This window comes from Segatella copri, assembly GCF_009494835.1.
Lineage (GTDB): Bacteria > Bacteroidota > Bacteroidia > Bacteroidales > Bacteroidaceae > Prevotella > Prevotella copri_F.
On the sequence record NZ_VZBE01000057.1, the window covers coordinates 45,299 to 68,284 of the forward strand.

At 48.2% G+C, this 22,986-nt stretch carries 20 protein-coding genes; 13 read left to right on the top strand and 7 right to left on the bottom strand.

From position 1 onward, the window contains the following. Positions 1 to 284 precede the first annotated feature (284 nt). Together F7D47_RS08825 and F7D47_RS08830 are read left to right on the top strand one after the other, a co-directional pair. Positions 285 to 473, top strand: coding sequence for a hypothetical protein (locus F7D47_RS08825; RefSeq protein ID WP_040552569.1), 189 nt, complete (start codon positions 285 to 287; stop codon positions 471 to 473). A gap of 43 nt (positions 474 to 516) precedes the next feature. Then, a complete protein-coding gene (locus F7D47_RS08830; protein WP_006847179.1) occupies positions 517 to 1,071 on the top strand; it encodes a hypothetical protein in 555 nt (184 codons plus the stop codon). 95 nt (positions 1,072 to 1,166) lie between these two features. Here F7D47_RS08830 and F7D47_RS08835 read toward each other — a convergent pair whose 3' ends face one another. The 5 genes from F7D47_RS08835 to F7D47_RS08855 form a co-directional block, all read right to left on the bottom strand. Continuing rightward, positions 1,167 to 1,754, bottom strand: coding sequence for an AbgT family transporter (locus F7D47_RS08835; RefSeq protein ID WP_006846603.1), 588 nt, complete (start codon positions 1,752 to 1,754; stop codon positions 1,167 to 1,169). A gap of 27 nt (positions 1,755 to 1,781) precedes the next feature. Next, the gene (locus tag F7D47_RS08840; protein ID WP_006846602.1) at positions 1,782 to 2,507 is read right to left on the bottom strand and encodes a DUF5932 domain-containing protein; all 726 of its coding nucleotides are present in this window, start codon (positions 2,505 to 2,507) and stop codon (positions 1,782 to 1,784) included. 20 nt (positions 2,508 to 2,527) lie between these two features. Then, positions 2,528 to 5,902, bottom strand: a complete 3,375-nt coding sequence (locus F7D47_RS08845; protein WP_228113411.1) for a sensor histidine kinase — start codon at positions 5,900 to 5,902, stop codon at positions 2,528 to 2,530. A 21-nt stretch (positions 5,903 to 5,923) separates the two neighbouring features. Continuing rightward, positions 5,924 to 6,595 (bottom strand): bifunctional 4-hydroxy-2-oxoglutarate aldolase/2-dehydro-3-deoxy-phosphogluconate aldolase, encoded by a 672-nt coding sequence (locus F7D47_RS08850; RefSeq protein ID WP_006846600.1) that lies wholly within the window; start codon positions 6,593 to 6,595, stop codon positions 5,924 to 5,926. Between the two features lie 116 nt (positions 6,596 to 6,711). Beyond that, positions 6,712 to 7,734 (bottom strand): sugar kinase, encoded by a 1,023-nt coding sequence (locus F7D47_RS08855; protein WP_118085816.1) that lies wholly within the window; start codon positions 7,732 to 7,734, stop codon positions 6,712 to 6,714. 395 nt (positions 7,735 to 8,129) lie between these two features. Here F7D47_RS08855 and F7D47_RS08860 point away from each other — a divergent pair, with 395 nt between their 5' ends. From F7D47_RS08860 to F7D47_RS08885, 6 genes are all read left to right on the top strand, one after another. Beyond that, positions 8,130 to 9,194 carry a LacI family DNA-binding transcriptional regulator gene (locus tag F7D47_RS08860; protein ID WP_153085916.1) on the top strand — a complete coding sequence of 355 codons (1,065 nt, stop codon included), beginning with the start codon at positions 8,130 to 8,132 and terminating at the stop codon, positions 9,192 to 9,194. Positions 9,195 to 9,284: 90 nt separating this feature from the next. Next, positions 9,285 to 10,781: a UxaA family hydrolase gene (locus F7D47_RS08865; RefSeq protein ID WP_153085917.1), complete on the top strand. Its 1,497-nt coding sequence runs from the start codon at positions 9,285 to 9,287 to the stop codon at positions 10,779 to 10,781. Between the two features lie 19 nt (positions 10,782 to 10,800). Then, positions 10,801 to 12,111, top strand: a complete 1,311-nt coding sequence (locus F7D47_RS08870; protein WP_153085918.1) for a Na+/H+ antiporter NhaC family protein — start codon at positions 10,801 to 10,803, stop codon at positions 12,109 to 12,111. A 100-nt stretch (positions 12,112 to 12,211) separates the two neighbouring features. After that, positions 12,212 to 12,907: a hypothetical protein gene (locus F7D47_RS08875; protein ID WP_118080082.1), complete on the top strand. Its 696-nt coding sequence runs from the start codon at positions 12,212 to 12,214 to the stop codon at positions 12,905 to 12,907. Between the two features lie 116 nt (positions 12,908 to 13,023). Further along, the gene (locus F7D47_RS08880) at positions 13,024 to 13,710 is read left to right on the top strand and encodes a glycoside hydrolase family 25 protein (protein ID WP_153085919.1); all 687 of its coding nucleotides are present in this window, start codon (positions 13,024 to 13,026) and stop codon (positions 13,708 to 13,710) included. A gap of 116 nt (positions 13,711 to 13,826) precedes the next feature. Continuing rightward, complete coding sequence (locus tag F7D47_RS08885; RefSeq protein WP_153085920.1) at positions 13,827 to 15,155, top strand: double zinc ribbon domain-containing protein; 1,329 nt, start codon at positions 13,827 to 13,829, stop codon at positions 15,153 to 15,155. A 156-nt stretch (positions 15,156 to 15,311) separates the two neighbouring features. On the opposite strand, the gene F7D47_RS08890 is transcribed toward F7D47_RS08885, so the two are convergent. Further along, the gene (locus F7D47_RS08890; RefSeq protein ID WP_153085921.1) at positions 15,312 to 16,127 is read right to left on the bottom strand and encodes a J domain-containing protein; all 816 of its coding nucleotides are present in this window, start codon (positions 16,125 to 16,127) and stop codon (positions 15,312 to 15,314) included. Between the two features lie 148 nt (positions 16,128 to 16,275). Between F7D47_RS08890 and F7D47_RS08895 the strand changes: the two genes are divergently transcribed. From F7D47_RS08895 to F7D47_RS08905, 3 genes are all read left to right on the top strand, one after another. Continuing rightward, the gene (locus F7D47_RS08895; RefSeq protein WP_153085922.1) at positions 16,276 to 18,039 is read left to right on the top strand and encodes a bifunctional metallophosphatase/5'-nucleotidase; all 1,764 of its coding nucleotides are present in this window, start codon (positions 16,276 to 16,278) and stop codon (positions 18,037 to 18,039) included. Positions 18,040 to 18,111: 72 nt separating this feature from the next. Next, a complete protein-coding gene (nudC, locus tag F7D47_RS08900; RefSeq protein ID WP_022121236.1) occupies positions 18,112 to 18,885 on the top strand; it encodes an NAD(+) diphosphatase in 774 nt (257 codons plus the stop codon). A gap of 44 nt (positions 18,886 to 18,929) precedes the next feature. Further along, positions 18,930 to 20,105, top strand: a complete 1,176-nt coding sequence (locus F7D47_RS08905; RefSeq protein WP_228113596.1) for an MFS transporter — start codon at positions 18,930 to 18,932, stop codon at positions 20,103 to 20,105. 113 nt (positions 20,106 to 20,218) lie between these two features. Here the strand turns inward: F7D47_RS08905 and F7D47_RS08910 are convergent, their stop codons facing one another. Further along, on the bottom strand, positions 20,219 to 20,665 hold the full coding sequence (locus F7D47_RS08910) for a DUF3127 domain-containing protein (protein WP_153085923.1): 447 nt from the start codon (positions 20,663 to 20,665) through the stop codon (positions 20,219 to 20,221). Positions 20,666 to 20,874: 209 nt separating this feature from the next. Here F7D47_RS08910 and dnaN point away from each other — a divergent pair, with 209 nt between their 5' ends. Together dnaN and F7D47_RS08920 are read left to right on the top strand one after the other, a co-directional pair. Further along, positions 20,875 to 22,002 carry a DNA polymerase III subunit beta gene (dnaN, locus tag F7D47_RS08915; RefSeq protein WP_022120654.1) on the top strand — a complete coding sequence of 376 codons (1,128 nt, stop codon included), beginning with the start codon at positions 20,875 to 20,877 and terminating at the stop codon, positions 22,000 to 22,002. Between the two features lie 51 nt (positions 22,003 to 22,053). Continuing rightward, complete coding sequence (locus F7D47_RS08920; protein ID WP_153085924.1) at positions 22,054 to 22,917, top strand: 3'-5' exonuclease; 864 nt, start codon at positions 22,054 to 22,056, stop codon at positions 22,915 to 22,917. The last annotated feature ends 69 nt before the right edge of the window (positions 22,918 to 22,986 follow it).

A 22,986-nucleotide genomic window follows, 5' to 3' on the forward strand; every position in this document is an offset into this window, starting at 1 on the left:
GTTGAATGTTGAGTGTTTATTCAGAAAATGTTCCGATATCGCATGGTATCGCACGCTATCGCACACCTGATAAATCGGGATTTCGTATCTTTGCATCGTGATTCAGAAAGCGCGCAAAATCACTTGCCCAGTTGGAGAAAAATATTTCCCTAATTGGGAAAATAAAAAAGAAAATGAAACCAAGACTCCAAGCCTCGAAACGAGTCGTTTCGCAAAGTACTTCTTCTAAGAGAAATCTGAGGAAAGAGGAAAAAGCGAAACTTAACAGGGGGCAGAAAAAAATCATGAACCAGAACATGAAGGCATTCATCCGGTATCTCATCGTGGCGATTTGCTCAGCCATCGTCACCTTCCTATCCAGCTCCTGCACGGCAGGACTCGTAATCGGAAAGAACCAGCGGCAACATCAGGAGAACAACATCTCCACCAAAGTAGATTCTACCTACTACGTGCCAACCATCACCATCAGGTAGTTTTAGAGTTGATAGTTTATAACAATTTAAAATTCAAAAGATTATGGCAATTAATTTGAAAGCAAAGGAGACCCTTATCCAAGTAGGCGAAATGAAGGGTCAGTACAGATTCATCCTCGGTACCGAACTTTACAACAAGCTCTCAGAGAGCAAGGTTATCAAGGAGGCTGCTATCAGAAGCGGCGTTAGCGTGGGCGTGATGCAGGTTTGCTGGGATGCAGCAGGCGAGGTTATCAAGGCGTGGTGTACCGAAGGCCATTCCGTAGCCGTTCCAGGATTGGGAACCATGCGATTCGGCGTAAGAGCCAAGAGTGTGCCTACCGTAGGCGAAGTGGCTACCAGTCTGATTACCAACCGCCGTGTAATCTTCACCCCAAGCGTTGACATCAAGCGCGAGCTGCAGGAAACCTCCATCCAGATTACCTGTTACGACCGCAACGGAAAGGTGGTGAAGAACGTTACCTCCGACGATAAGGGCGATGTGGAAGACCCTGACAACACCCCAGGTGGTGGTGGCGGTTCGGATAACACCCCGGGCGGCGGAAATACCGAAGGCGGCGGAACCACCGGCGGTAATGAAGGAGACGGTTTGGAGTAAGCGAACTCCCCGAAAAACCGAACAGGAATCCCTGATTTTACCACAATAAGAAAAGAGCCCCTGATGCTAGGAAACGAGCATCGGGGGCTTTTATTTTACTCCATTACATAGAGGATGGATGTATAGAGCTGCATCACGAGAATGTAGAAAAGAAAGCAGGGCGACAGGAGGCGGATGCCTTGATTCATCGCATCATAAACCTGACTGATGCCCTTGATGCTCTCGCTCATGATGCCGTAACTCATGCTCATCACCATGACCGAGAAACAGATGTACGGAATGAGACTATGCGTGAACGGACCCGGAAAGAGGGTTCCAACGGCATTCAGCAGAATGGCATGGGGCAAGAGTGTGAGCGCCAGCATGATACCTGCAGAGATGCACAACTCGATGAGCATCAGGCGCAAGGCCGTGCGCTGGCGATACTGGGTATGGTCGAAATGGAGCACCCTACTCTGCTTTACCACCCCGATGGTGATGCTGATGAGCACCAGCCATACGAGCCATACTGAGGTGAGATGGTCTACAAAATGGCCCGTAAACCAGCGGATGCCCTCGGGGCTGGTAAGCGAATGGGTGAACGACTCGGGCATCGCAGCTGTAAGCAGCCACGAAACCAGAATCACCACTACTTCGGCTATTCCCAACGATAATGCCAGATAGGCCAATACTTTCTTATACATTCTTTAAAAAGCACTTATTGAAACGAGTTATTCTTCATCTGCCTGCAGATGGTCGATATCGAGGATGCGGAGCTCGCAGGCTTTTACCACCAGGCGGGTGGCGTTGATGCCCATGCCGTGGTTGCCGTCAGGGAAGAGTTTCTGAACCAGTTCTGCCTGTCGCTTCTCCAGACTCTTTACGCCGAAAGGCATTCCGCGCAGGTTGGTAATCTGCTCCTTGGTGTAACCCAGCGCAAGATGGCGCAGGAAACGCTCGTCATACTCATCAATCTCATAATTCACCAGAGCCTCCTGACGCATCAGCTGGCTGTTTACGCTCCGCTTGAAACGGTCTACTATCTTCTGAAGGATAGGCTGGTTGAACACCAGTTTCTTACCTCCCATGCAGCTCGCCACATCGCCACGCGTAAGGAGTTCGCCACTCTTCAGAATGATGCCGTCGCAGCCCGCATCGAGCACATCTACCCAGAGTTTTTCGTTCAGAATTTCTCCTGTAAAGATGAGCACCTTCACGTCAGGATACTGCTCCTTGGTCTGGCGGCAGATTTCTACGCCTACCGTGGTGGAACCGCCCAGTCCGAGGTCAAGCAGAACCAGATCAGGCAACTGCTGCTTGATGAGTTTCCAATAGGCTATTTCGCTCTCGGCAGTACCAATGATTTCAGCCTCTGGAATATCATTCTTGAAGATACCCTCTGTGCCCTTCAGTTCCAGGGGCACGTCTTCTACTATGATGACTTTAAAATTTTCCATTTTCTGATATTTTTATTTTCTTATGATTTTAAAATTTTCCATTTGATGCGTGCCGGCAGCACGGCCTCTATCCTGAGGCAACCCTTATCGCCCTGGCAAGCCTTGATGCCGCAGCCGCGCAGATTGGTAATCTCTCCCAGTTCCCTCACAATCTGCCGGCACAGGAGATAGCGCAAATCGCCCGTCAGAGGGGTGAAGAGCTGGGCGTGGAGCGCAGCATCATAGGCCACATCCTGCTGGTCAATCCAATATCTCACGTAGGCAGAACCCGGAATCTCAGCCACTCCGGTATGGTAATTCTTGGAATTGCTGCGCATCAGAGAAACAAGATAGCGGTTCAGGAAATCATCTGCCTTGATGTTGCCTTCTACCTGCTCCATCGCCTGGGCGCTGAGCAGAGAATAGAGCGATTTATAATAAGCTACCAGTTCCTTGAGCGAATCTACATCATTGGGCTGCGAATCGATGAGCTGGCGGATGCGCGACGGATAATACATCGTTTCGTGCTTGAGCGTAGACAGACAGTTGTCGAGCACGGAATTGGAGATATGAAGCTTATCATTCTCATATTCAGCCCTATGCAGCTCATCGGTCATCAGCTCCAGTTTCAGGGATTCCTGCTCAGCCTCGTCGGTACGCTTTGCCTTGGTCTGCTCAATCATGGCAAACCGGTAGCTCAGCACGTGGCGGTAATAGAGCAGATAATAAGCCAGCGGCAACTGCAGCAGCAACAGGATGAGCAGCACCACGGCCACGGTCTTCGAGTTCTCGCTCTGCTGCATCGTGTGCACGTAATTATCGAGCGTATTATCGGCACTTATCTCGCGGAACAGCTGGGTATAAACCTTGTTGTTGCTCTGGTAGAGCGACCATTGGTGCAACGCCAGGGCAGCCACGGCACACTCGTTTCTCAGGTCCAGGATGACGTGATAATTGGTTGGCAGCCCGGAGCGCATCCAGGAGAGTTCTGCCGCCATTCCCACATCCGGATGAGCCACCATGAGATACTTGCCGTCGGGATATTTCGACAGATAGAACGCGTTGAGATAATGGCGCGAAGAATCGGCAAAGGCCAGGGTGCGCTGGTAGGTGCCGTTGATATTGCTGAAGTAGGCGCTATCTGCAAAATCGTCGGCACGCTGGAGATTGGCATCTACGTTCGTCTTGTGATGATTGTGGCGCTGGCGGATGTCGTTGGTCTTCTTAGCCTCACAAGGCTGGACCGAAGCCGACAGCAGCACGAAGAGCATGATGATGATGCCCAGCAGCTGATGGGTTCGGCGGGCGATGCCCTTAGGCAGACGGAAACTGAAGCGGCTCCCCTCGCCCAACTGGCTTTCTGCCTTAATCTGGCAGCCGGCAAAGAGCGAACTCACCTTCTTATATTTCTCTATGATGCCCTTGCAGTTGAGCAGTCCGAAGCCGTGACCGCCCGTATAGGTCCGGTCGAAGACATGCGCCAGCTGCTCCTCGTCCATACCCTTTCCGGTATCTGAGATGCTGATTTCCACGAAGTCAGAAACCTTGGCGCTAATGGTTACCTTTCCGCCTTCGGGTGTAAACTTGCGGGCATTATCGGCTATGGTATTGATCATGAAGAGCGTAAGGATGCGGTCGGCCTTGACCACGGCATCGGTAGGTTCTACATCGAGTTTCACGCCCTGCATCTGGAAGCTCATCTTTCCCTTGCTTACAATATCGAAAAGCTGCTGGAGCGGGAAACTTTCGATACGCAGGCTGAGTGAGCCCTGGCGCATCTGAATCCACTCCGTAAGCACGTTGTTATATTGGTTAATCTTATCCGTGAGTTCGGCGATATACTGGTAACGTTCCTGCCGCACCTCATCGCTTTCGCCCCCTTCGGAGAGTCGGTTTACCTCGTGAATCATGCGGTCGATGAAAGGCGTAATGCTGTTTACGAGCGAAATCTTAGCCCTTTGTTCCAGATTGCGTTTCTTGTTTTCTTCTATATGCAGTCGGGTTACGTTCAGCTCATCGTGAACCTCCTCCTGCTTATCTTTTAATTCGTTGATTTTCTTAGTGTTATTCTCGCTCCACTCACGCAAAGGTGCAAGCAGTTCATCCATCGACTGGTTCTTCATCTTCTTGCGCTTCATGTGGTCGAAAACGTAGAGCAGAACCACCACGAGCACAATCATCGCCACCACGGCAGCAATCATCAGGTTGAGCTGCTGGGCGTTCTCGTCGAGTGCTGCGGCACGTGCCTCCAGCTGGCGGTCCTGTCGCGAACGGTCCTGCAAATCCAGATAGATATTGCGGTTGTAATCGCTCTGCTGCTTATCATCTATAGCCGAATAAACCAGGCAGAGTCTTTCACGTATCGACGCTACGAGGTCGGGTGCCTGCTCGATGGCCTTGTTGTCGTTCAGGGCATGATTCAGGCAGTCGAGCGACGAAGAATAATCATGGATATCCCAGAAACATTCTGCCAGCGTACGATTGGCTCCGGCAGTCTGATAAACATCTCCGTAGCTCGAAAAGAGGTTGAGGGCACGCTGGGCAAAGTTGCCTGCCAGCAGATTGTTTGGCATCTGCTCGATGTTGAGATACTGGAAGGCAGGCAGGTTGTTGCGTATGAGGAAATCGCTCACCTCTCCTTTTCTGAGGTGCTCGCTAATAGACTGCAGGGCGTTAGCCTGCCAGTAAGGATAAGGATGGGCAGGGTCGCTAGCCAACATGTAGCAGCTGATCAGCCGGTCGAATTCCGCCTGATTGATTTCGTTTTCGGTTTCCTTGACGATAGCTCCGCCCGAACCTATATTATAAAGATAGTTGAGGTATTGTGCCGAATCCTGTTCCAGCTCATCTGGGTCCAGACGGTTAAGCTCCTGAAGCATCGGCTCGTCTAAGCCCACATAATAAAAATAGGTGGCGGCCACAATATAGAATTCAGATTTCGCATAAATCACACGTTTGCTTTCCCTCGGGGGCATGGAATTCACCTCTTCGCGAATTCTGCGCAAACGCCTCATCGCTTTTTCGCGATAAGCATAAAAATCTTTATTGTGCGATTCTCTCTGGCAGAGTCGCATGTTCTGAACATCGGCAATGGCGAGTTCTATCTGATTATCGCTCTCCTTTTCAACTTTCCTCAGCCATCCCTTGGCTCCCTTGTAATCCATCTTGGCTATACAGACGAAGGCAAGGTTGTTATAGGCTTCGGCACGGCCTGAGGGATAATCTTCTGAGAGCTTCAAAGCTCTCTCAGCCAGCACTTTAGTAGAATCGAGATTGCTATAATGATAAGCATAGGATTGCTCGTTCAGCTCATCTACCCTTGCCTTATTCGCAGGAGAACAAGCTGAAAGAAAAAAAGCCGCCACCACCAGAATTGATGATGGCGACATGGAAAAAAAGGATGCTGAAATCTGCATCTCGATGAAAAATAGTCTAAATTAAGCGCGAGCCTTCGCGATGTAACCGAGAGCCTCCTGACACTTGGCTGTGATGGCAGCCCAGTCGCCAGCAGCAACAGTCTCCTTAGGGAAGAGCTTAGAGCCCATACCTACGCAGAGAACGCCAGCCTTGATCCAAGGAGTAAGATTCTCCTCTGTTGGCTCTACGGCACCTGTTACCATGATGTTGCTCCAACGCAAAGGTGCCATTACGTTCTTAACGAATGAAGGACCGCCTACGTTACCTGCTGGGAATACCTTGGTTACGTCGCAACCGGCAGCCTGAGCATTATTGATTTCTGTTACAGAACCGCAACCTGGTGAATAAGGAACCAGACGACGGTTGCAAACTGGAGCAATATCTGGGTTGAAGTTAGGACCTACGATGAAGTTAGCGCCGAGCTGGAGATACAGAGAAGCTGTACCGGCATCAACAACTGTACCTGCACCTAAAATCATCTCAGGGCAAGCCTTGTCGGCCCACTTTACCAACTCTCCGAAAATCTCGTGAGCGAAGTCACCACGGTTAGTAAACTCGAAAACACGTACGCCACCCTCGTAACAAGCCTTGATGACGTTCTTGCAGATTTCAACATCCTTGTTGAAGAAAACAGGTACCATACCAGTCTCTTTCATGGCTGCCATAACCTGCATTTTGCTAAACTTTGCCATTACCTTATTATAATGTTAAATTTTAAATGTTAAATGTTAAATTAGGAAGAGCAAATGAATTGGCTTTCCCTTCGGTAGCCGAACGATGTTTCTTCACTCTTCCCTCTTCACTTAAATTATCTCTGAACGCGACCATTAGCGTTACCGCCAGCCAGGCTCTCTACCTCGTCAGCAGATACCAGGTTGAAGTCGCCAGGGATAGTATGCTTCAAAGCAGAAGCAGCTACCGCAAACTCAAGAGCCTCGCCCTGAGTCTCCTTAGTAAGAAGGCCGTGGATCAGACCACCAGAGAAAGAGTCGCCACCACCAACGCGGTCGATAATAGGGTTGATGTCATAGTGCTTGCTCTGATAGAACTCCTTACCATCATAGATAAGAGCCTTCCAGCCGTTGTGTGTAGCAGAGAGAGATTCGCGGAGAGTAGAAACAACATACTTGAAGCCGAACTCCTCCATCATGCCCTTGAAGATTCCGTAGTAACCCTCAGCATCAGTCTTACCGCCCTCTACGTCAGCATCTGGCTTGAAGCCCAGGCAGAGCTGAGCATCTTCCTCATTACCGATGCAAACATCAACATACTTCATCAGAGGACGCATAACAGAGATAGCCTTCTCAGAAGTCCAGAGCTTCTTGCGGAAGTTGAGGTCAACAGAAACTGTTACGCCGTGACGCTTAGCAGCCTCACAAGCCAACTTGGTAAGTTCAGCAGCCTTGTCGCTAATAGCTGGAGTAATACCGCTCCAATGGAACCACTGGGCACCCTCCATAATCTTGTCGAAATCGAAATCAGATGGGTCAGCCTCAGCAATTGCGCTGTGTGCACGGTCGTAGATTACCTTGGATGGGCGCATAGAAGCACCAGTCTCGGCATAGTAGAGACCTACGCGGTCACCACCACGAGCGATGAACTCTGTGTTAACGCCGTAACGACGGAGGCCGTTGACAGCAATCTGACCGATCTCGTGCTTAGGGAGCTTAGATACGAAGTAAGCATCGTGACCATAGTTAGCCAAGCTTACAGCTACGTTAGCCTCACCACCACCAGGGATGATACGAAGTGATTCACTCTGAATGAAACGATCATTGCCTTCTGGTGATAAACGAAGCATGATCTCGCCCAATGTTACAATTTTTGCCATGTTTGATAGTTTTAATTTTTTTGTTTTTATTTTGTTTGTTATGAGTAACAAATTAAAATTCCACTTTTTAGTTGAGAAATGAAGTTCAATTATCAGTTGTCGTTCAATTTCGAGGGCAAAAATAACCATAATTTCTCGAATAACGAAATAAAATCGCATTTTTTTTTGTTTTTCGTGCAAAAAAGTTGCTGTGTCTTCGCACAATTCAAAAAATTGTTGTATATTTGCGGCAAAATTCGTACTTGTGGTCGCACACAACAGAATTGCTTAATACTAATTGTGGTCTGTGCACAGCTAGGAAGTACCTGCGACGTTTTATCTATCGTAGCCCCCAGGAGAGGCTCCTTATATAATAAGTACACGCGAAGCAACCAGACCCGTAATGCTAAAAAACAATGGCCGAAAAAATCAGAATCAAGGATATTGCCGAGAGAGCTGGCGTATCCGTTGGAACCGTAGACCGAGTTCTGCACGACCGTCCAAACGTGTCGAAACCTGCACGCGACAAGGTCGAGAAAGCCCTCAAGGAAATGAATTATCAGCCTAATGTGTACGCCAGCGCTCTGGCTTACAACAAATCCTATACCTTCTACCTGCTGATTCCGAAACATGAATCGGAGGCTTACTGGGAGGAAATAGAGGAAGGCGCAAAAAAATGTGAAGATACCCGACGTGACTTCCATATCGATGTAGAGATTCGTTTCTATGAGCGTTCCAGCGAGGAATCGTTCCGCGAAGAAGGCAACAAGATTCTTGAGGCCAGTCCGGAAGGAGTCATCGTGGTGCCTTCATCGCTCGATGTAACCCGCGAGTTTACCGAGGCGTTGCATCACAAAAGCATCCCATTCATCCTGCTCGACTCCTACATGCCCGATCTCCGTCCGCTCTCTTTCTTCGGCCAGGATTCGTTCTGTTCCGGTTTCTTCGCAGCCAAGATGCTGATGATGCTTGCAGCAAAGGAAGATGAAATCCTGCTCATGAGGCAGACCAAAGACGGAAGAGTGGTCAGCAAGCAGCAGGATAACCGAGAGGTAGGATTCCGCCATTACATGCACGACCACTTCCCTAACGTGAAGATTACCTTGCTCGACCTGCCGTTGAGCGGCACACGTGCTGAATTCGTCAAAATGCTGGAGAAGTTCTTTGCCATGCATCCGAACATCCACCATTGCATCACCATGACTTCGAAGGCGCACATCGTGGGCGATTTCCTGCTGAAGACCAACCGCCGCGACGTTCAGATCATGGGCTATGATATGGTGGAGAAAAACGCCCGCTGTCTGCGCGAAGGAAGCATCTCCTTCCTCATCGCCCAGCACGCCTACATGCAGGGTTACTCCTGCGTAGACACGCTCTTCCAGGCCATCGTACTGAAGAAGAAAGTTACGCCGGTAAACTATATGCCTATCGAGCTGCTGATGAAGGAAAACGTAGATTTCTATCGCAGAACCCAGCTCTAAGGCTATCGGGCAGAACAGGGTTTCCGCATGGAAGAATATTCTTACAGGAACATTATAAATTATAAACAATAAATAAAAAACAGACTACGTATGGAACAATCAAGTTTTATCAAGATTAACCCTGCCGACTCGGTAGTGGTTTGCTTGCGCCCTATGAAGAAGGGTGAAACGATTGAAGTAGATGGCAAGACCATCACATTATTGCAGGATACACCTGCAGGACACAAGGTGCTCATCAACGATGCAGCCGAGGGTACAGATATCCTGAAGTATGGCTACCCTATCGGTCATGCAAAGACCGGTCTCAAGGCGGGCGAATGGGTAAACGAGAACAACCTCAAGACCAATCTTGCCGGTACGCTCGAATATACCTACAACCCGGTTAACGAGCAGCTGAACATCGCTAAGGAAAACCGCACCTTCATGGGCTACGTTCGCAAGAATGGCGAAGTAGGCGTAAGAAACGAAGTATGGGTAGTTCCTACCGTGGGCTGCGTTAACGGCGTGGCTGAGAAACTGGTAGAACTCCTCAAGAAAGAAACAGGCTGCGAAGGCATCGACGCCATCCACGCATGGCACCACAACTTCGGTTGCTCACAGCTCTCGGGTGACCATGAGAATACCCGCAAGGTGCTTCGCGATATCTGTCTGCATCCAAACGCAGGTGCCGTGCTCGTTCTCTCGCTCGGCTGCGAGAACAACCAGCCAGATGATTTCATGAAGATGCTCGGCGACTATGACCACGACCGCATCAAACTTCTTGTAACACAGAAGGTTGAAGGCGACGAACTCGAGGAAGGCATGAAGATTCTGCGCAACCTCTATGCCCAGGCTAAGGAAGACAAACGCGAGGAAGTTCCGGTAAGCAAACTGCGCGTAGGTTTGAAGTGTGGCGGTTCTGACGGCTTCAGCGGAATTACAGCCAACCCATTGGTAGGTGAATTCAGCGACTGGCTCGTAGCTCAGGGCGGTACAAGCATCCTGACAGAGGTACCGGAAATGTTTGGCGCAGAAACCATTCTGATGAACCGTTGCGAAAATAAGGAACTCTTCGACAAGACCGTTCACCTGATTAACGACTTCAAGGAGTACTTCCTGAGCCATGGTGAACCGGTTGGCGAGAACCCTTCTCCAGGTAACAAGGCAGGTGGTATCTCAACCCTCGAAGATAAGGCTTTGGGTTGCACCCAGAAGTGCGGCCGTGCTCCGGTAAGCGGCGTGCTCCAGTATGGCGACCGTCTGGAGACAACCGGTTTGAACCTGCTTTCAGCTCCGGGTAACGACCTTGTAGCAGCCACAGCTCTGGCTTCAGCAGGTTGCCAGCTCGTTCTCTTCACCACAGGTCGCGGAACCCCATTCGGAACCTTCGTGCCAACAATGAAGATTTCTACCAACAGCAATCTGGCAAAGAACAAGCCAAACTGGATTGACTTCAACGCCGGCGCTCTGGTAGAAGGTGTAGAAATGAAAGACTTGGTAAGCAAGTTTATTGATAAGATTATAGCCGTAGCAAGTGGCGAGGAGGCTCGCAACGAGTATAATGGCTATCGTGAAATCTCCATCTTCAAAAATGGAGTAACTCTTTAATTAAAAAGAAAAAAGAAGTATGAGTAATAAAAAAGGTTTGCTGGCGTTGTCGCCATTATTTTTACTGATTGTCCTCATCGTGGCTTTTACCGTATATTCGGTAGACAGCAGCCATCAGGACACCAGCCTCTCGCTCACAGTAGCGTTCATGATTTCTAGCATTTATGCCGTGGCTATTTCCGGCGGAATGCCTGTCAGGAAACGAGTGGACACATACAGCAAGGGTGCCGGCGCCAACAACCTGATGCTCATGCTCTGGATTTACGTGCTGGCTGGCTCGTTTGCCGCATCAGCCAAGGCGATGGGAGCCGTTGATGCAACCGTCAACCTGGCGCTCAGCATCCTGCCAGCCAGCATGATTCTGCCAGGACTCTTCCTGGCTGCCTGCTTTATCTCCGTATCTATCGGAACAAGTGTGGGAACAGTAGTGGCTCTGGTTCCGATAGCCGCCGGACTGGCCCACTCGATGGATGCTAACGTAGGCATGATGACCGCCATCATCGTAGGTGGCGCTTATTTCGGTGACAACCTCTCGTTCATCTCCGATACGACGGTTGTTGCTACGCAGACGCAGAACTGCAAGATGAGCGATAAGTTCAAGGTCAACTCCATGATTGTGGTTCCGGCCGCCGTACTCGTGCTCATCGCCTATTCTGTCATGGGAGTCGGTCTTCAGGCCCCAACCCACATCAACGAGGTAGAATACATGAAAGTATTGCCTTACCTCACCGTCCTCGTTACCGCTATTGCCGGCATGAATGTAATGGCTGTTCTCACTCTGGGCGCCCTACTCTGTGGCGCCATCGGCATAGGCAGTCATCTTCTGGGTGCCTCCGGAAGCTACGACCTCTTTGGCTGGTTCTCAGCCATGGGCAACGGCATTATCGGCATGGGCGAACTCATTATCATCGCCATGATGGCAGGTGGTATGCTCGAAATCATCCGCGAAAACGGCGGAATCGATTTCATCATCAACAAGATTACAGCCCACGTAAACAGCAAGCGTGGAGCCGAACTTTCTATCGCCGCCCTCGTTTCGATGGTAAACATCTGTACGGCAAATAATACGGTAGCGATTCTGACAGTAGGAAATATTTCGAAAAAGATAGGCGACCGGTTTGGCGTAGACAACCGCAAGGCAGCCAGCATTCTCGACACCTTCTCGTGCATGGTTCAGGGATTGATTCCTTATGGCGTGCAGATGCTCCTGGCAGCCGGCCTGGCCAATCTCAGTCCGATGGACATTCTTCCTTATCTCTACTATCCGCTGGCGATAGGTGTGGCAGCCCTGCTGGCCATCCTCTTGCGCTATCCTAAGAGATACAGTTAGGAAGACTTCTAAAAATCAGAGGAGAGTCTCCTTCTGCGTTAGAGATTTCTTGACAGGAAGAACAAAACTTTATTATTGACTATTAATAAGAACAAGGCATATGAATTTTCTTCAGCGCAACCTTTTTACTAAGCTCCGTGCCGACAACTTCGGCATCAAGGAAGAAATGGAACCGATGACTACCTTTAAGAAGAAAAAGATAGCTCAGATGCTCAAGAACGTGAATGATGTTCCTGCCGGAGAAGTGAAGATGAACAACGGTTTTCTGAACCGACGGCTCAGCAAGATTCAGGAAGATGAACGCCATGCCATCGATACCTCTATCGAGACCATTTATCTGCTGCGCATCATCGTGGCAAACGTAAATGGAATGCTGGCTAACGGAATCAATCTCAGAGGAATCATCCAGTTGGGAGACTACCTGAGAACCCGAGGCGACAAGGTAGATTTCGTGAAACTGGAGAAGTGGCTTGCCAAGCTCCGCATCCAGCGCATCGCCCAGCTGGAAGGAAGCGTGCTCATCACCTTCTTCGATTTCGAACAGGACGAAATCCCGTTCGTTCATCACATAGAAAGAGGCGCCTACAAACTGACGCTCCGTTCGCTCTACTATAATATCATGGACCAGCAGGCCATTCAGTTTGAGCAGACCAGCAGCGGCTTTGTACGCACCACGGGGGGAACCATGCGCAAGAATCTGCGCCGCAGCATGCGCTATCTGCAATACGCTCCGATAGAAACCATGAGCAATTTCATGAACAATTTCTTCCGTTCATTATCTGAGATTGAAGAGTAAATTTCAGTAAGGATTGAAGGGGTTAACCTGGGATTCATCAGGACGAAGAGTAAAATATCTATAAAATTAATCTCTTAGTAGTACGATTTTCATCTGATTTTCGTATCTTTGCATCTATGAAAAAATTATTTATCTCTATTATAGCATCCATTATTGCCTTGGGAGCCCATGCCCAAGTGCAATGCGAAGACACTTGTCGGCACGTTCACGGCATCGACTTGAGTCATTATCAGGGCAACGTGTTCTGGGAAACCGTGGGCGACAACTCTAAGATGGCTTACGTTTATCTGAAAGCTACCGAGGGCGGAACCAACATCGACAGCAAATACAAGAAGAATATCGACCTGGCTCATCGCTACGGAATGAAAGTAGGTTCTTATCATTTCTACAGACCCCGCATCCCACAGCAGACGCAGCTGGAAAATTTCAAGGCCCAATGCCGTCCGGGAGATCAGGACCTCTTGCCTATGATTGATGTGGAGACGAAAAGCGGCATGAATACAGAAGAATTCTGCGATTCGCTCTTTAAGTTTCTGCACCTCGTAGAGAAAGCATTTAAGCAGAAACCCCTCATCTATACGGGAGCCAATTTCTATGACAACTATCTTCTGGGCAAGCTAGACAGCTACAAGCTGATGATTGCCCAGTATACGAAGCGCATCCCTGTATTGCGCGATGGTAGAGATTTCGAAATGTGGCAATATACGGGTAAGGGCAAACTCAACGGAATAAACGGCTATGTTGACAAAAGCCGTTTCATGGGGCGCCACAAGCTCAGAGAAATCAGATTCAGACATCGATAGTACATGGAACCCTGAACTTGGAACTTTATGATTAGCTTCAAGGTAAAGAGTAGATAAGGTCTGGAAGTAGAGAAGCATGAATTATATATGTAAATTAATAAACACAAAATAGAATTATGGCAATTATAAAATGTCCGGAATGCGGACGCCAAATTAGCGATAAAGCACCTACCTGCCCTAGTTGCGGAGTAGAAATAGCAGGCAAAATTACCAAATGCCCAAATTGTGGCGAGATTTATTTCAGCAACCTGGAAATGTGTCCTAACTGCCATGAGCTGAATCCTTCGCTCACAAGAATGACGCCTCCGACAGGAATGAGCCAGCAGACTCCTGCCAGCCAGGCTTCTATGACTCAGCAGCAAGAAGCTGAAAACGCAGCCAGACAGAATGCAATCAGACAAGAAGAAAATCGCCGTCAGGACGTTCTCAGGCAGGACGCTCTCAGACAGCAGGCTCGTCCTCAGACACCTGTCAGAACAGCAACACCTCCTACTCCACCCGTTCCTCCGGTTCGCCCACAGCAATCTAATTCTCAGAACGGCGGAAACGGCGAGGGAACCCAGGAAAAGAAAAAAAGCAACCGTGGCGTCATCATCATCTCTCTGATTTTCGCCTTCCTCGTTTGTGGCATTTTCTACTATTTCTATGATAGTGCCAATAAGAATAAGGAACTGGAAGCTTACGAGTATGCGATGCAGAGTAGCGACCCGATGGTTCTGCAGAGTTACCTAGATACTTACAAAGATGCAGACGAGGCGCATCGTGATTCCATCATGGCTCACCTCGAACTTCTGAAACAGACCGATCAGGACTGGACCAACGCCGTAGTAAGCGGTTCGAAAGAGGCCCTGCAGGCTTATCTCGACAAATACCCAAACAGTCCACACAAGCAGGAGGTTTTGAACAAGATAGATTCCATCGACTGGAATGTGGCCAAGAATGCTGATAATGTAGAAGCTTACCAGGCTTATCTCGCCGCTCATGCTGACGGTTCGCATATCGAAGAGGCTGAGAATGCGATGAAGAAAGCCAAGAGTAGAGATTTGCAGCCTGAAGAGAAAGATATGGTAAGCAGTCTGTTCCGCCATTTCTTCCAAAGCATCAATACCCGCGATGCTGATGGTTTGCAAGCTTCATGCGAGGACATTCTCTCTTCGCTTCTGGGTAAGAATTCTGCTACCAAGGCAGATGTTGTTACCTTTATGAATAAGCTTTATAAGGAAGATGTGACCAACCTGAACTGGTTCCTCACCAACGATTATAAGATCAAGAAGCGCGAGGTGGGTGACGAAGATTATGAATATCAGGTTCAGTTCTCAGCACGTGAGGAAGTTCAACTTACCGACGGTACTAAGAAAACCAACCATTTCAAAATCAACGCGACCGTTTCGCCAGACGGCAAGGTTTCTGCGTTCAACATGTCGAAGATTAATGCCGCAGAATAGAATAAAAAACGCCCTGCAAGATTAAATAGAATAAAAAACGCCCTGCAAGATCAGGAACTTCATTTCTGAATGTTCCCTTCTTGCAGGGCATTTCTTTTTACCTTCATGTTTCGGGAAGGTTCTCATGTCCGAGAACCCATTCCCTTCTTTTAGAAATTACTTTGCATCCTTCATCTGACGGAGCAAATCTTTCTGCTTTTCGTTCAACCCGGTTGGCAACTTCACGTTGTAAGTAATCATCAGGTCGCCAAAGGTTCCGTCGCCCCGGTCGTATCCTTTTCCGCGAACACGAACCTTCGTGCCATTCTGCGTTTCCGGCTTAATCTTCAGTTTGATTTTAGAACCATTACTCAATTTAATGATTCCTTCGCCGCCCAGCAGAGCCGTATAAAGGTCGATATTCACATTCATGTTCATTTCGCCGTTATTGGCACGACCATTCTGACCGCAACCGCCGCCACAACCACCAGTACCGAAATCAGCACCAGCTCCGTAGCCAGCCCCATTAAAGCCGCTACCATAACCGGCAGAACCATTAAAACCGCCAAAATTGCCGGAACCGAATCCTTCAGCAGACTGCTGGCTTCTGCCACGACCTCCGAAGAGATTTTCGAAGAAACTGGAGAAACCTCCGCCTCCGCCAAACTGGCTGAAGTCGAAACCCTCGAATGGATTTCCACCTGCTCCACCATAGCTTCCGGAACCGCCTGCACCACCAGCTCCGCCGAAACCGCCGAATGCATCAGCATTCTTCCATTGTTCGCCATACTGGTCGTATTTAGCACGCTTATCTGGGTCAGAAATCACCTCATACGCCTCGTTCAGCGCCTGGAACTTAGCCTTCGCCTTCGGGTCGTTAGGGTGCAAATCTGGGTGAAACTGTTTTGCACGTTTACGATACGCAGCTCTCACATCCTTCTGCGGAATGTTCTTGTCTACGCCGAGAATCTTGTAATAATCAACAAATGCCATATTATAAAACCTCCTATTTTTTAGTTTTTAAAAAATATCCAACAAAAAGTATGCCTATTTAAGTTCTTTTTTGTACTTTTGCAGAGAAAATAAGAAACAGAGCTCAACTAATGGGCTTTCATTACTCAAAAGTAATACATTAATTAATATGAAACAATTATTTGCTGCGCTTCTTCTGGCGCTAACTTTCAATTCACAAGCGATGGCACAACAACGTACCGTAAAACTGAGAGTGATAGAGACAAGCGATGTGCACGGCTCTTTCTTCCCTTACGATTTCATCAACCGTAAGCCAAAAGCAGGAACCTTGGCGCGCGTTTCTTCCTACGTCAATAATTTGCGAAAAGACTACAAGGATAACCTCATTCTCTTGGAGAATGGCGATATTCTGCAGGGACAGCCTACCTGCTATTATTATAATTATGTAAACACAGAGGCAAGAAACGTGGCTGCCGATGTGGTAAACTACATGAAGTATGATGCGCAAGTGTTTGGCAATCATGATGTTGAAACGGGTCATCCAGTTTACGACAAATGGATAAAAGAACTCAATTGCCCAGTTCTTGGTTCCAACATTATCAGCACTTCTACAGGCGAGCCATACGTTAAGCCTTATCTTATCCTGAACCGCGAGGGCGTGAAGGTGGCTGTCTTGGGAATGATTACTCCTGCCATTCCAAACTGGCTCACGGAGAATCTCTGGAGCGGACTGAAATTTGAAAATATGGTAACAAACGCCCGCAAATGGGTGAAGTATCTCCAGGAGAATGAAAAACCGGATGTTATCATCGGCCTCTTCCACAGCGGAAAAGACGGAGGCATCCAGACTACCGAATATGATGAAGACGCCTCTATCAAGGTGGCAAAAGAAGTGCCGGGCTTCGACCTCGTTCTCTTCGGCCACGACCATACGCGCGACAACGAAACCGTAACCAATACTGATGGAAAGCAGGTGGTTTGCCTGGATCCTGCCAACAACGCCATTAGCGTGGCTGATGCTGAAATAACGCTCACCCTCAACAAGAAAAAGGTGAACGGAAAGAAACAGATGGTGGTAACTGACAAAAAGGTGACAGGCAAGATTGTGGATGTGACAGATTGTCCTATCGACGAGGATTTCATGAAGACTTTCGAACCCCAGATTGCGGAAGTAAAGAAATATGTGGGCAAGCAGATTGGCAACTTCAAGACTACCATCTACAGCCGCGACCAGTTCTTCGGCAGTTCTGCCTTCAACGATTTCATCCTCAACCTTCAATTGCAGATTACAAATGCCGACATTTCGTTCAACGCTCCTCTTCAGTTCAACGCGGTTCTGAAAGCCGGGCCAATCTACGTGAGCGACATGTTCAATCTCTATAAATATGAGAACCAGCTCTACGTAATGCGCATGACGGGCGAAGAAATCAGAAAGCATCTGGAAATGAGTTACGACCTCTGGGTGAACACCATGAAGAGCCCGGACGACCATCTCCTGCTGCTCGATAAAAAGACCGCTGGCGACCAGCAACGCCTCGGTTTCAAGAATCTCTCGTTCAACTTTGATAGTGCTGCGGGAATCGATTACGAAGTTGACGTAACCAAGCCAAATGGCGAGAAGGTGAAGATTCTGCGCATGAGCAACGGCGAGCCTTTCGATGAGAAGAAATGGTACAAGGTGGCGGTTAATAGCTATCGTGGTAATGGTGGCGGAGAACTCCTTACCAAGGGTGCCGGAATCCCGAAAGACAGTCTTGACAGCCGAATCATCTACCGCAGCAAGCTCGACCAGCGCTACTATCTGATGGAAGAAATCGAAAAGATGGAAACGGTTGATGCAAAACCAAACAACAACTGGAAGTTTGTGCCTGAAGCATGGACCAAGCCTGCTGCCCAGCGCGATTTCGAATTGCTGTTCGGTAAGAAGAAATAGCTCCTCGAAACGCTTCTGGAAAAGCATATTATAAAAATCAAAGTAAAAAAGCAAATAAGTTCAAAATAAAGAATGAAGTATTGGTTTATATTTTGCAAGACTGATCTCTTGCTCGAAAAGAAAGAAGACGGAACCTATACGATTCCTTGTTCAGAAGAGAGTCCAATCCCAACAAAGCCTTGGACTCACATTCTCAATATTACCCCGATGGAAGACGGAACAGAGGTGAAGACCTTCACCATTCCTGAGCCCGTTACCGGCAATCCGAAGTACGAAATGTGCGGCTTGCGCCCTAGTTTCTACAAACTCTCTCCTGCCCTTTACCAGAAAGCAGGAAAGTGTCAGGAACTCAACTATTGGGACATGAATACCCAATTCTGCGGCGTTTGCGGAGCTCCGATGAAAATGGCAACCGACATCAGTAAGAAATGTACAGAATGCGGCAAACAGGTCTGGCCTTCGCTTGCCACAGCCATCATCGTTCTGATTAAGAAAGATGATCAGGTGTTGCTGGTTCACGCCCGTAATTTCAAGGGAAATTTCGACAGTCTCGTGGCAGGTTTTGTTGAGACTGGCGAGAATCTGGAAGAGGCGGTTCATCGTGAAGTAATGGAAGAAACCGGTCTGACTATCAAGAATTTGAAATATTTCGGTTCCCAGCCTTGGCCTTATCCGAGCGGTCTGATGATTGGCTTCTCGGCAGAATATGTAGATGGAGAAATTCATCTTCAGAAAGAAGAACTCTCTCGTGGTAAATGGTTCACGAAAGAGAATCTCCCTATTCTCCCAGAGAAACTTTCCATCGCCCGAAAACTCATCGACGCCTGGCTGGCGGACAAACTCTAATAATGAGGACAAACTCTAAAAGTGAGGATAAACTCTAAAAAATGATGAAAGAGAAACTTTGGAATGCAAACTACATCAAGGTGATGACTACCAACTTTCTGTTGTATTTCGCCTTCTATCTGCTCACACCTTTGCTCCCTCTCTATCTGAGCGAAAATTTTGGAGCCACGAAAGATGTGATTGGAATTGTACTGAGCGGCTATACGGTTGCCGCCCTCATCATTCGTCCGTTCAGCGGATATGTGGTTGACAGTTTTTCGCGCAAGAAGGTTCTGATGGTCTGTCTCTCAGCCTTCGCCATCTTCTTTGCCGGCTATATTGCAGCCAGCACCATCCTGATGTTTGCCATCTGCAGAACCCTGCACGGAGGTCCGTTCGGAGCCGTAACGGTTGCCAACAGCACCTGCGCCATCGACGTTCTTCCGGCAAGTAGGAGAAATGAAGGAATCGGACTCTACGGACTGAGCAACAATTTTGCCATGGCAATTGCTCCATCCATCGGAATCTATCTCCATAATGCGGTAGACAGTTACATGATTCTCTTCTGGATAGCTTTCATCGTGGCGATTGCCTCAGTTGTGATTGCAGGAACCATCCGCCTCCCCGAAAAGGAAATCGTTAAGAACAAGGAGAAGCTTTCTCTCGACCGCTTCTTCCTGACACGTGCCTGGCTCCTTGCCATCAACATCGCCATGTTCGGTTTCTGCTGGGGCGTTCTGAGTAATTATCTCGCAATCTACAGCAAGGAGGAACTCGGAATTACGGGTGGAACGGGCACTTATTTTGCCCTTCTTTCCATGGGTCTGTTCCTGTCAAGATTGCAGGGAAGAAAAGCCTTGAGCCAGGGAAAACTTACCCAGAATGCGGCCGAAGGAATGCTGCTTTCGCTTGTTGGTTTCATCATCTTTGTTGCCGTCAAGCATCCGGTAGCCTATTATCTTTCTGCCTGTCTCATCGGTTTGGGCAACGGTCATCTTTATCCAGCCTTCCTCAACATGTTCATAAATGTGGCTCGTCACGACCAGCGCGGAACAGCAAACAGCAGCATTCTTACCGGTTGGGATTTGGGCTTCGGAATCGGCTGTCTGCTTGGTGGAGTTGTAGCAGAACATTTCGGTTACAACGGAACATTCTGGATGGTTGCGATAGAAAATGCAGCTTCTGTTCTCCTCTTCTTTGCCGCTTCGAAACAATTCTTTGAGAAGAGACGCAGAGAATAGAAAACTGTTGATAAAGAGAAATATAAGATTATGAATAAAAAAAGAGCACTTCATCCGAGACAGAAGAAAGTCTCAGGCGAAGTGCTCTTATTTTTATCTTACTTTTCTGCTTTTTAGAAAGGAAGATCATCTGCGCTACCACCCTCTGCTGCAGGAGCTGTAGGCTGAACTGGAGGGAAAGCTGCAGTTGCACCATTAGCAGGTGCTGCTGGCTGAGCAGGAGGTACAGGAGCACCTACTGGAGGAAACGCACCTGGCTGCATTCCGCCCATAGCACCAGCTACGGCGTTAGGATCAACACGCTGGATGTTCCAAGCACGAACGCTATTGAACCAACGGCCCTGATACTCGTGAGCATCGATGTCGAAAGAAACCAGAAGTTCCTCACCACTCTGAATGTTGAACTGAGCCAGACGGTCTGCTCCGAAAACATCAAAGCACAATTTCTTTGGATACTGCTCGTGGGTTTCAATTACGAACGACTGAGCTTTCCACTCTCCTCTTGCAGAGACGCCGCTTCTTTCAGGCAAAACGGCAATAACCTTTCCTTGTAATTCCATATGATAATATTTAAAGTTTTTCCTTTGTTTAAAGGGTGTTTTTTTCTTTCTGACTGCGAAATTACTAAAAATAGTTCAAAAACTAGAACTTTTCTCCAATTATTTTTGCTTATCAGCGATATTTTTTGTATTTTTGTGCTCAATTAGGTGATATTGCCTAATTTAATAAGGTGAAACAGAAAACAAAATAAAATTTAAATAAAATACTCATGAGATTTACAGTATCAAGTTCTGCATTGAGCAGCAAGCTCAACATGCTCGCAAAAGTGATTGGAAGCAAGAATTCGTTGCCAATCCTCGATTGTTTCCTTTTCCAAGTTGCTAACGGTGAGATGAGCATCACAGCTAGCGATAGTGACAACGTCATCAAGAGTACACTCGCTCTTACCGACCACGATGGAGAAGGTGAGTTTTGTGTGCCTAACCGCGTAATCCTCGATGCGTTGAAGGAACTGCCTGAGCAGCCTCTTCACTTCGATGTGGATGCTGCCGGAGAAGCCGTTGCCATCAAGATTGTTTACCAGAACGGTCTTTACAACTTCACAGGTCAGAGCGCAGAGGAATATCCTCGCACACAGAGCATGAACGATGCTTGCACCACCGTTTCTTTGCCTACAGAAATGCTGATCAACAACATTTCACGCTCGCTCTTCGCTACAGCCAACGATGAGTTGCGCCCTGTCATGAACGGTATTTACTTCGACCTGACAGCAGATGCTCTCGCTATCGTAGCAAGCGATGGTCACAAGCTGGTTCGCAGCAAGAACTTCACTATCAAGAGCGAATCTCCTTCAGCATTCAACTTGCCTAAGAAGCCAGCTTCTCTGCTGAAGAACATTCTGAGCAAGGACGGCGACGACGCTATCATCAAGTTTGATGACCGAAGCGCAGAAATCCAGTTTACTGACGGCGTTATGAGATGCAGACTGATTGATGGCCGCTACCCTAACTACAACTCTGTCATTCCAAACAACCCTAACGAGGTTACAGTAGACCGCAGAGGCTTGCAGAGTGCTTTGCGCCGCGTATTGCCATTTGCAAGCGAGAGCAGCCAGCTCATCCGTTTCCACATCGAGTCAGGCCGTTTCGAGGTTTCTTCAGAGGATATTGACTTCTCAACATCTGCAAAGGAACAGTTGTCTTGCGAATACAACGGCTCTCCTATCAGCATCGGCTTCAAGGGAAGCAGTCTGATGGAAATCCTGAGCAATCTCACCAGCGACAACATCATCATCCAGCTGGCAGACCCAAGCCGTGCCGGAATCATCGTACCAGCAGAACAGCCTGAGAACGAAGATATTCTGATGCTCATCATGCCTATGCTCCTTAACGACTAAAGGAGCACGGGCTTTCTCTGAAACAACAAAAAGAAAAGTATTTCTACAAAAATGAAACTCAATTTGACAAAGCCTCTGATTGTGTTCGACCTGGAGACAACGGGTCTTGACATGATCAAGGATCGTATTATACAGATTTCTTACATCAAGGTAATGCCTGATGGAACTGAAGACCGCAAGAACCTCTACGTAAATCCTTGCAAGGAGATTCCTGCCGAAGTAGTTGCCCTTACAGGCATCAGCAACGAAGATGTAAAAGATGCGCCAACCTTCAAGCAGCTGGCTGCCACATTAGAGAAGGAATTTACAGGTTGCGATTTCGCAGGCTACAATTCCAACCACTTCGATGTACCGATGCTCGCAGAAGAATTCCTGCGTGCTGGAATCGACTTCGATTTCAACAAGTGCCGCCTCATCGATGCGCAGACCATCTTCATGAAGATGGAACGCCGTAACCTGGCTGCTGCCTACAAGTTCTATTGCGGCAGAAAGATGGAGGAAGATTTCGAAGCTCATCGTGCAGATCAGGATACAGAGGCTACTTACCGCGTGCTCATGGGCGAGCTCGACAAGTATGCTCCAGGCGTGCAGGATGAACCTGAGCGCGTGCTCAACAACAACATGGATGAACTAGCCGATTTCTCTAAGCAGAAGGATAATGTAGATTTCGCCGGACGCATCGTTTGGGAAGAGGTAAAAGACGGCCAGGGCAACGTTGTAAACGATGAGAACGGAAATCCTTTAAAGCACGAAGTATTCAACTTCGGCAAATACAAAGGATGGGATGTGGCTGAGATTCTGACCAAAGACCCGGGTTATTTTACATGGGTCTTGGGAAGCGATTTCACCAACAATACCAAGCAGGTACTTACCCGCATCCGCCTTCGTGAATTCAACAAGAGAATGGGAAAATAATTGTTACCGGGCTTTCGCTAGAAGTTGAAGAACTAACCTTGCGAAACTCGGATTTATTTCTTAACAGTT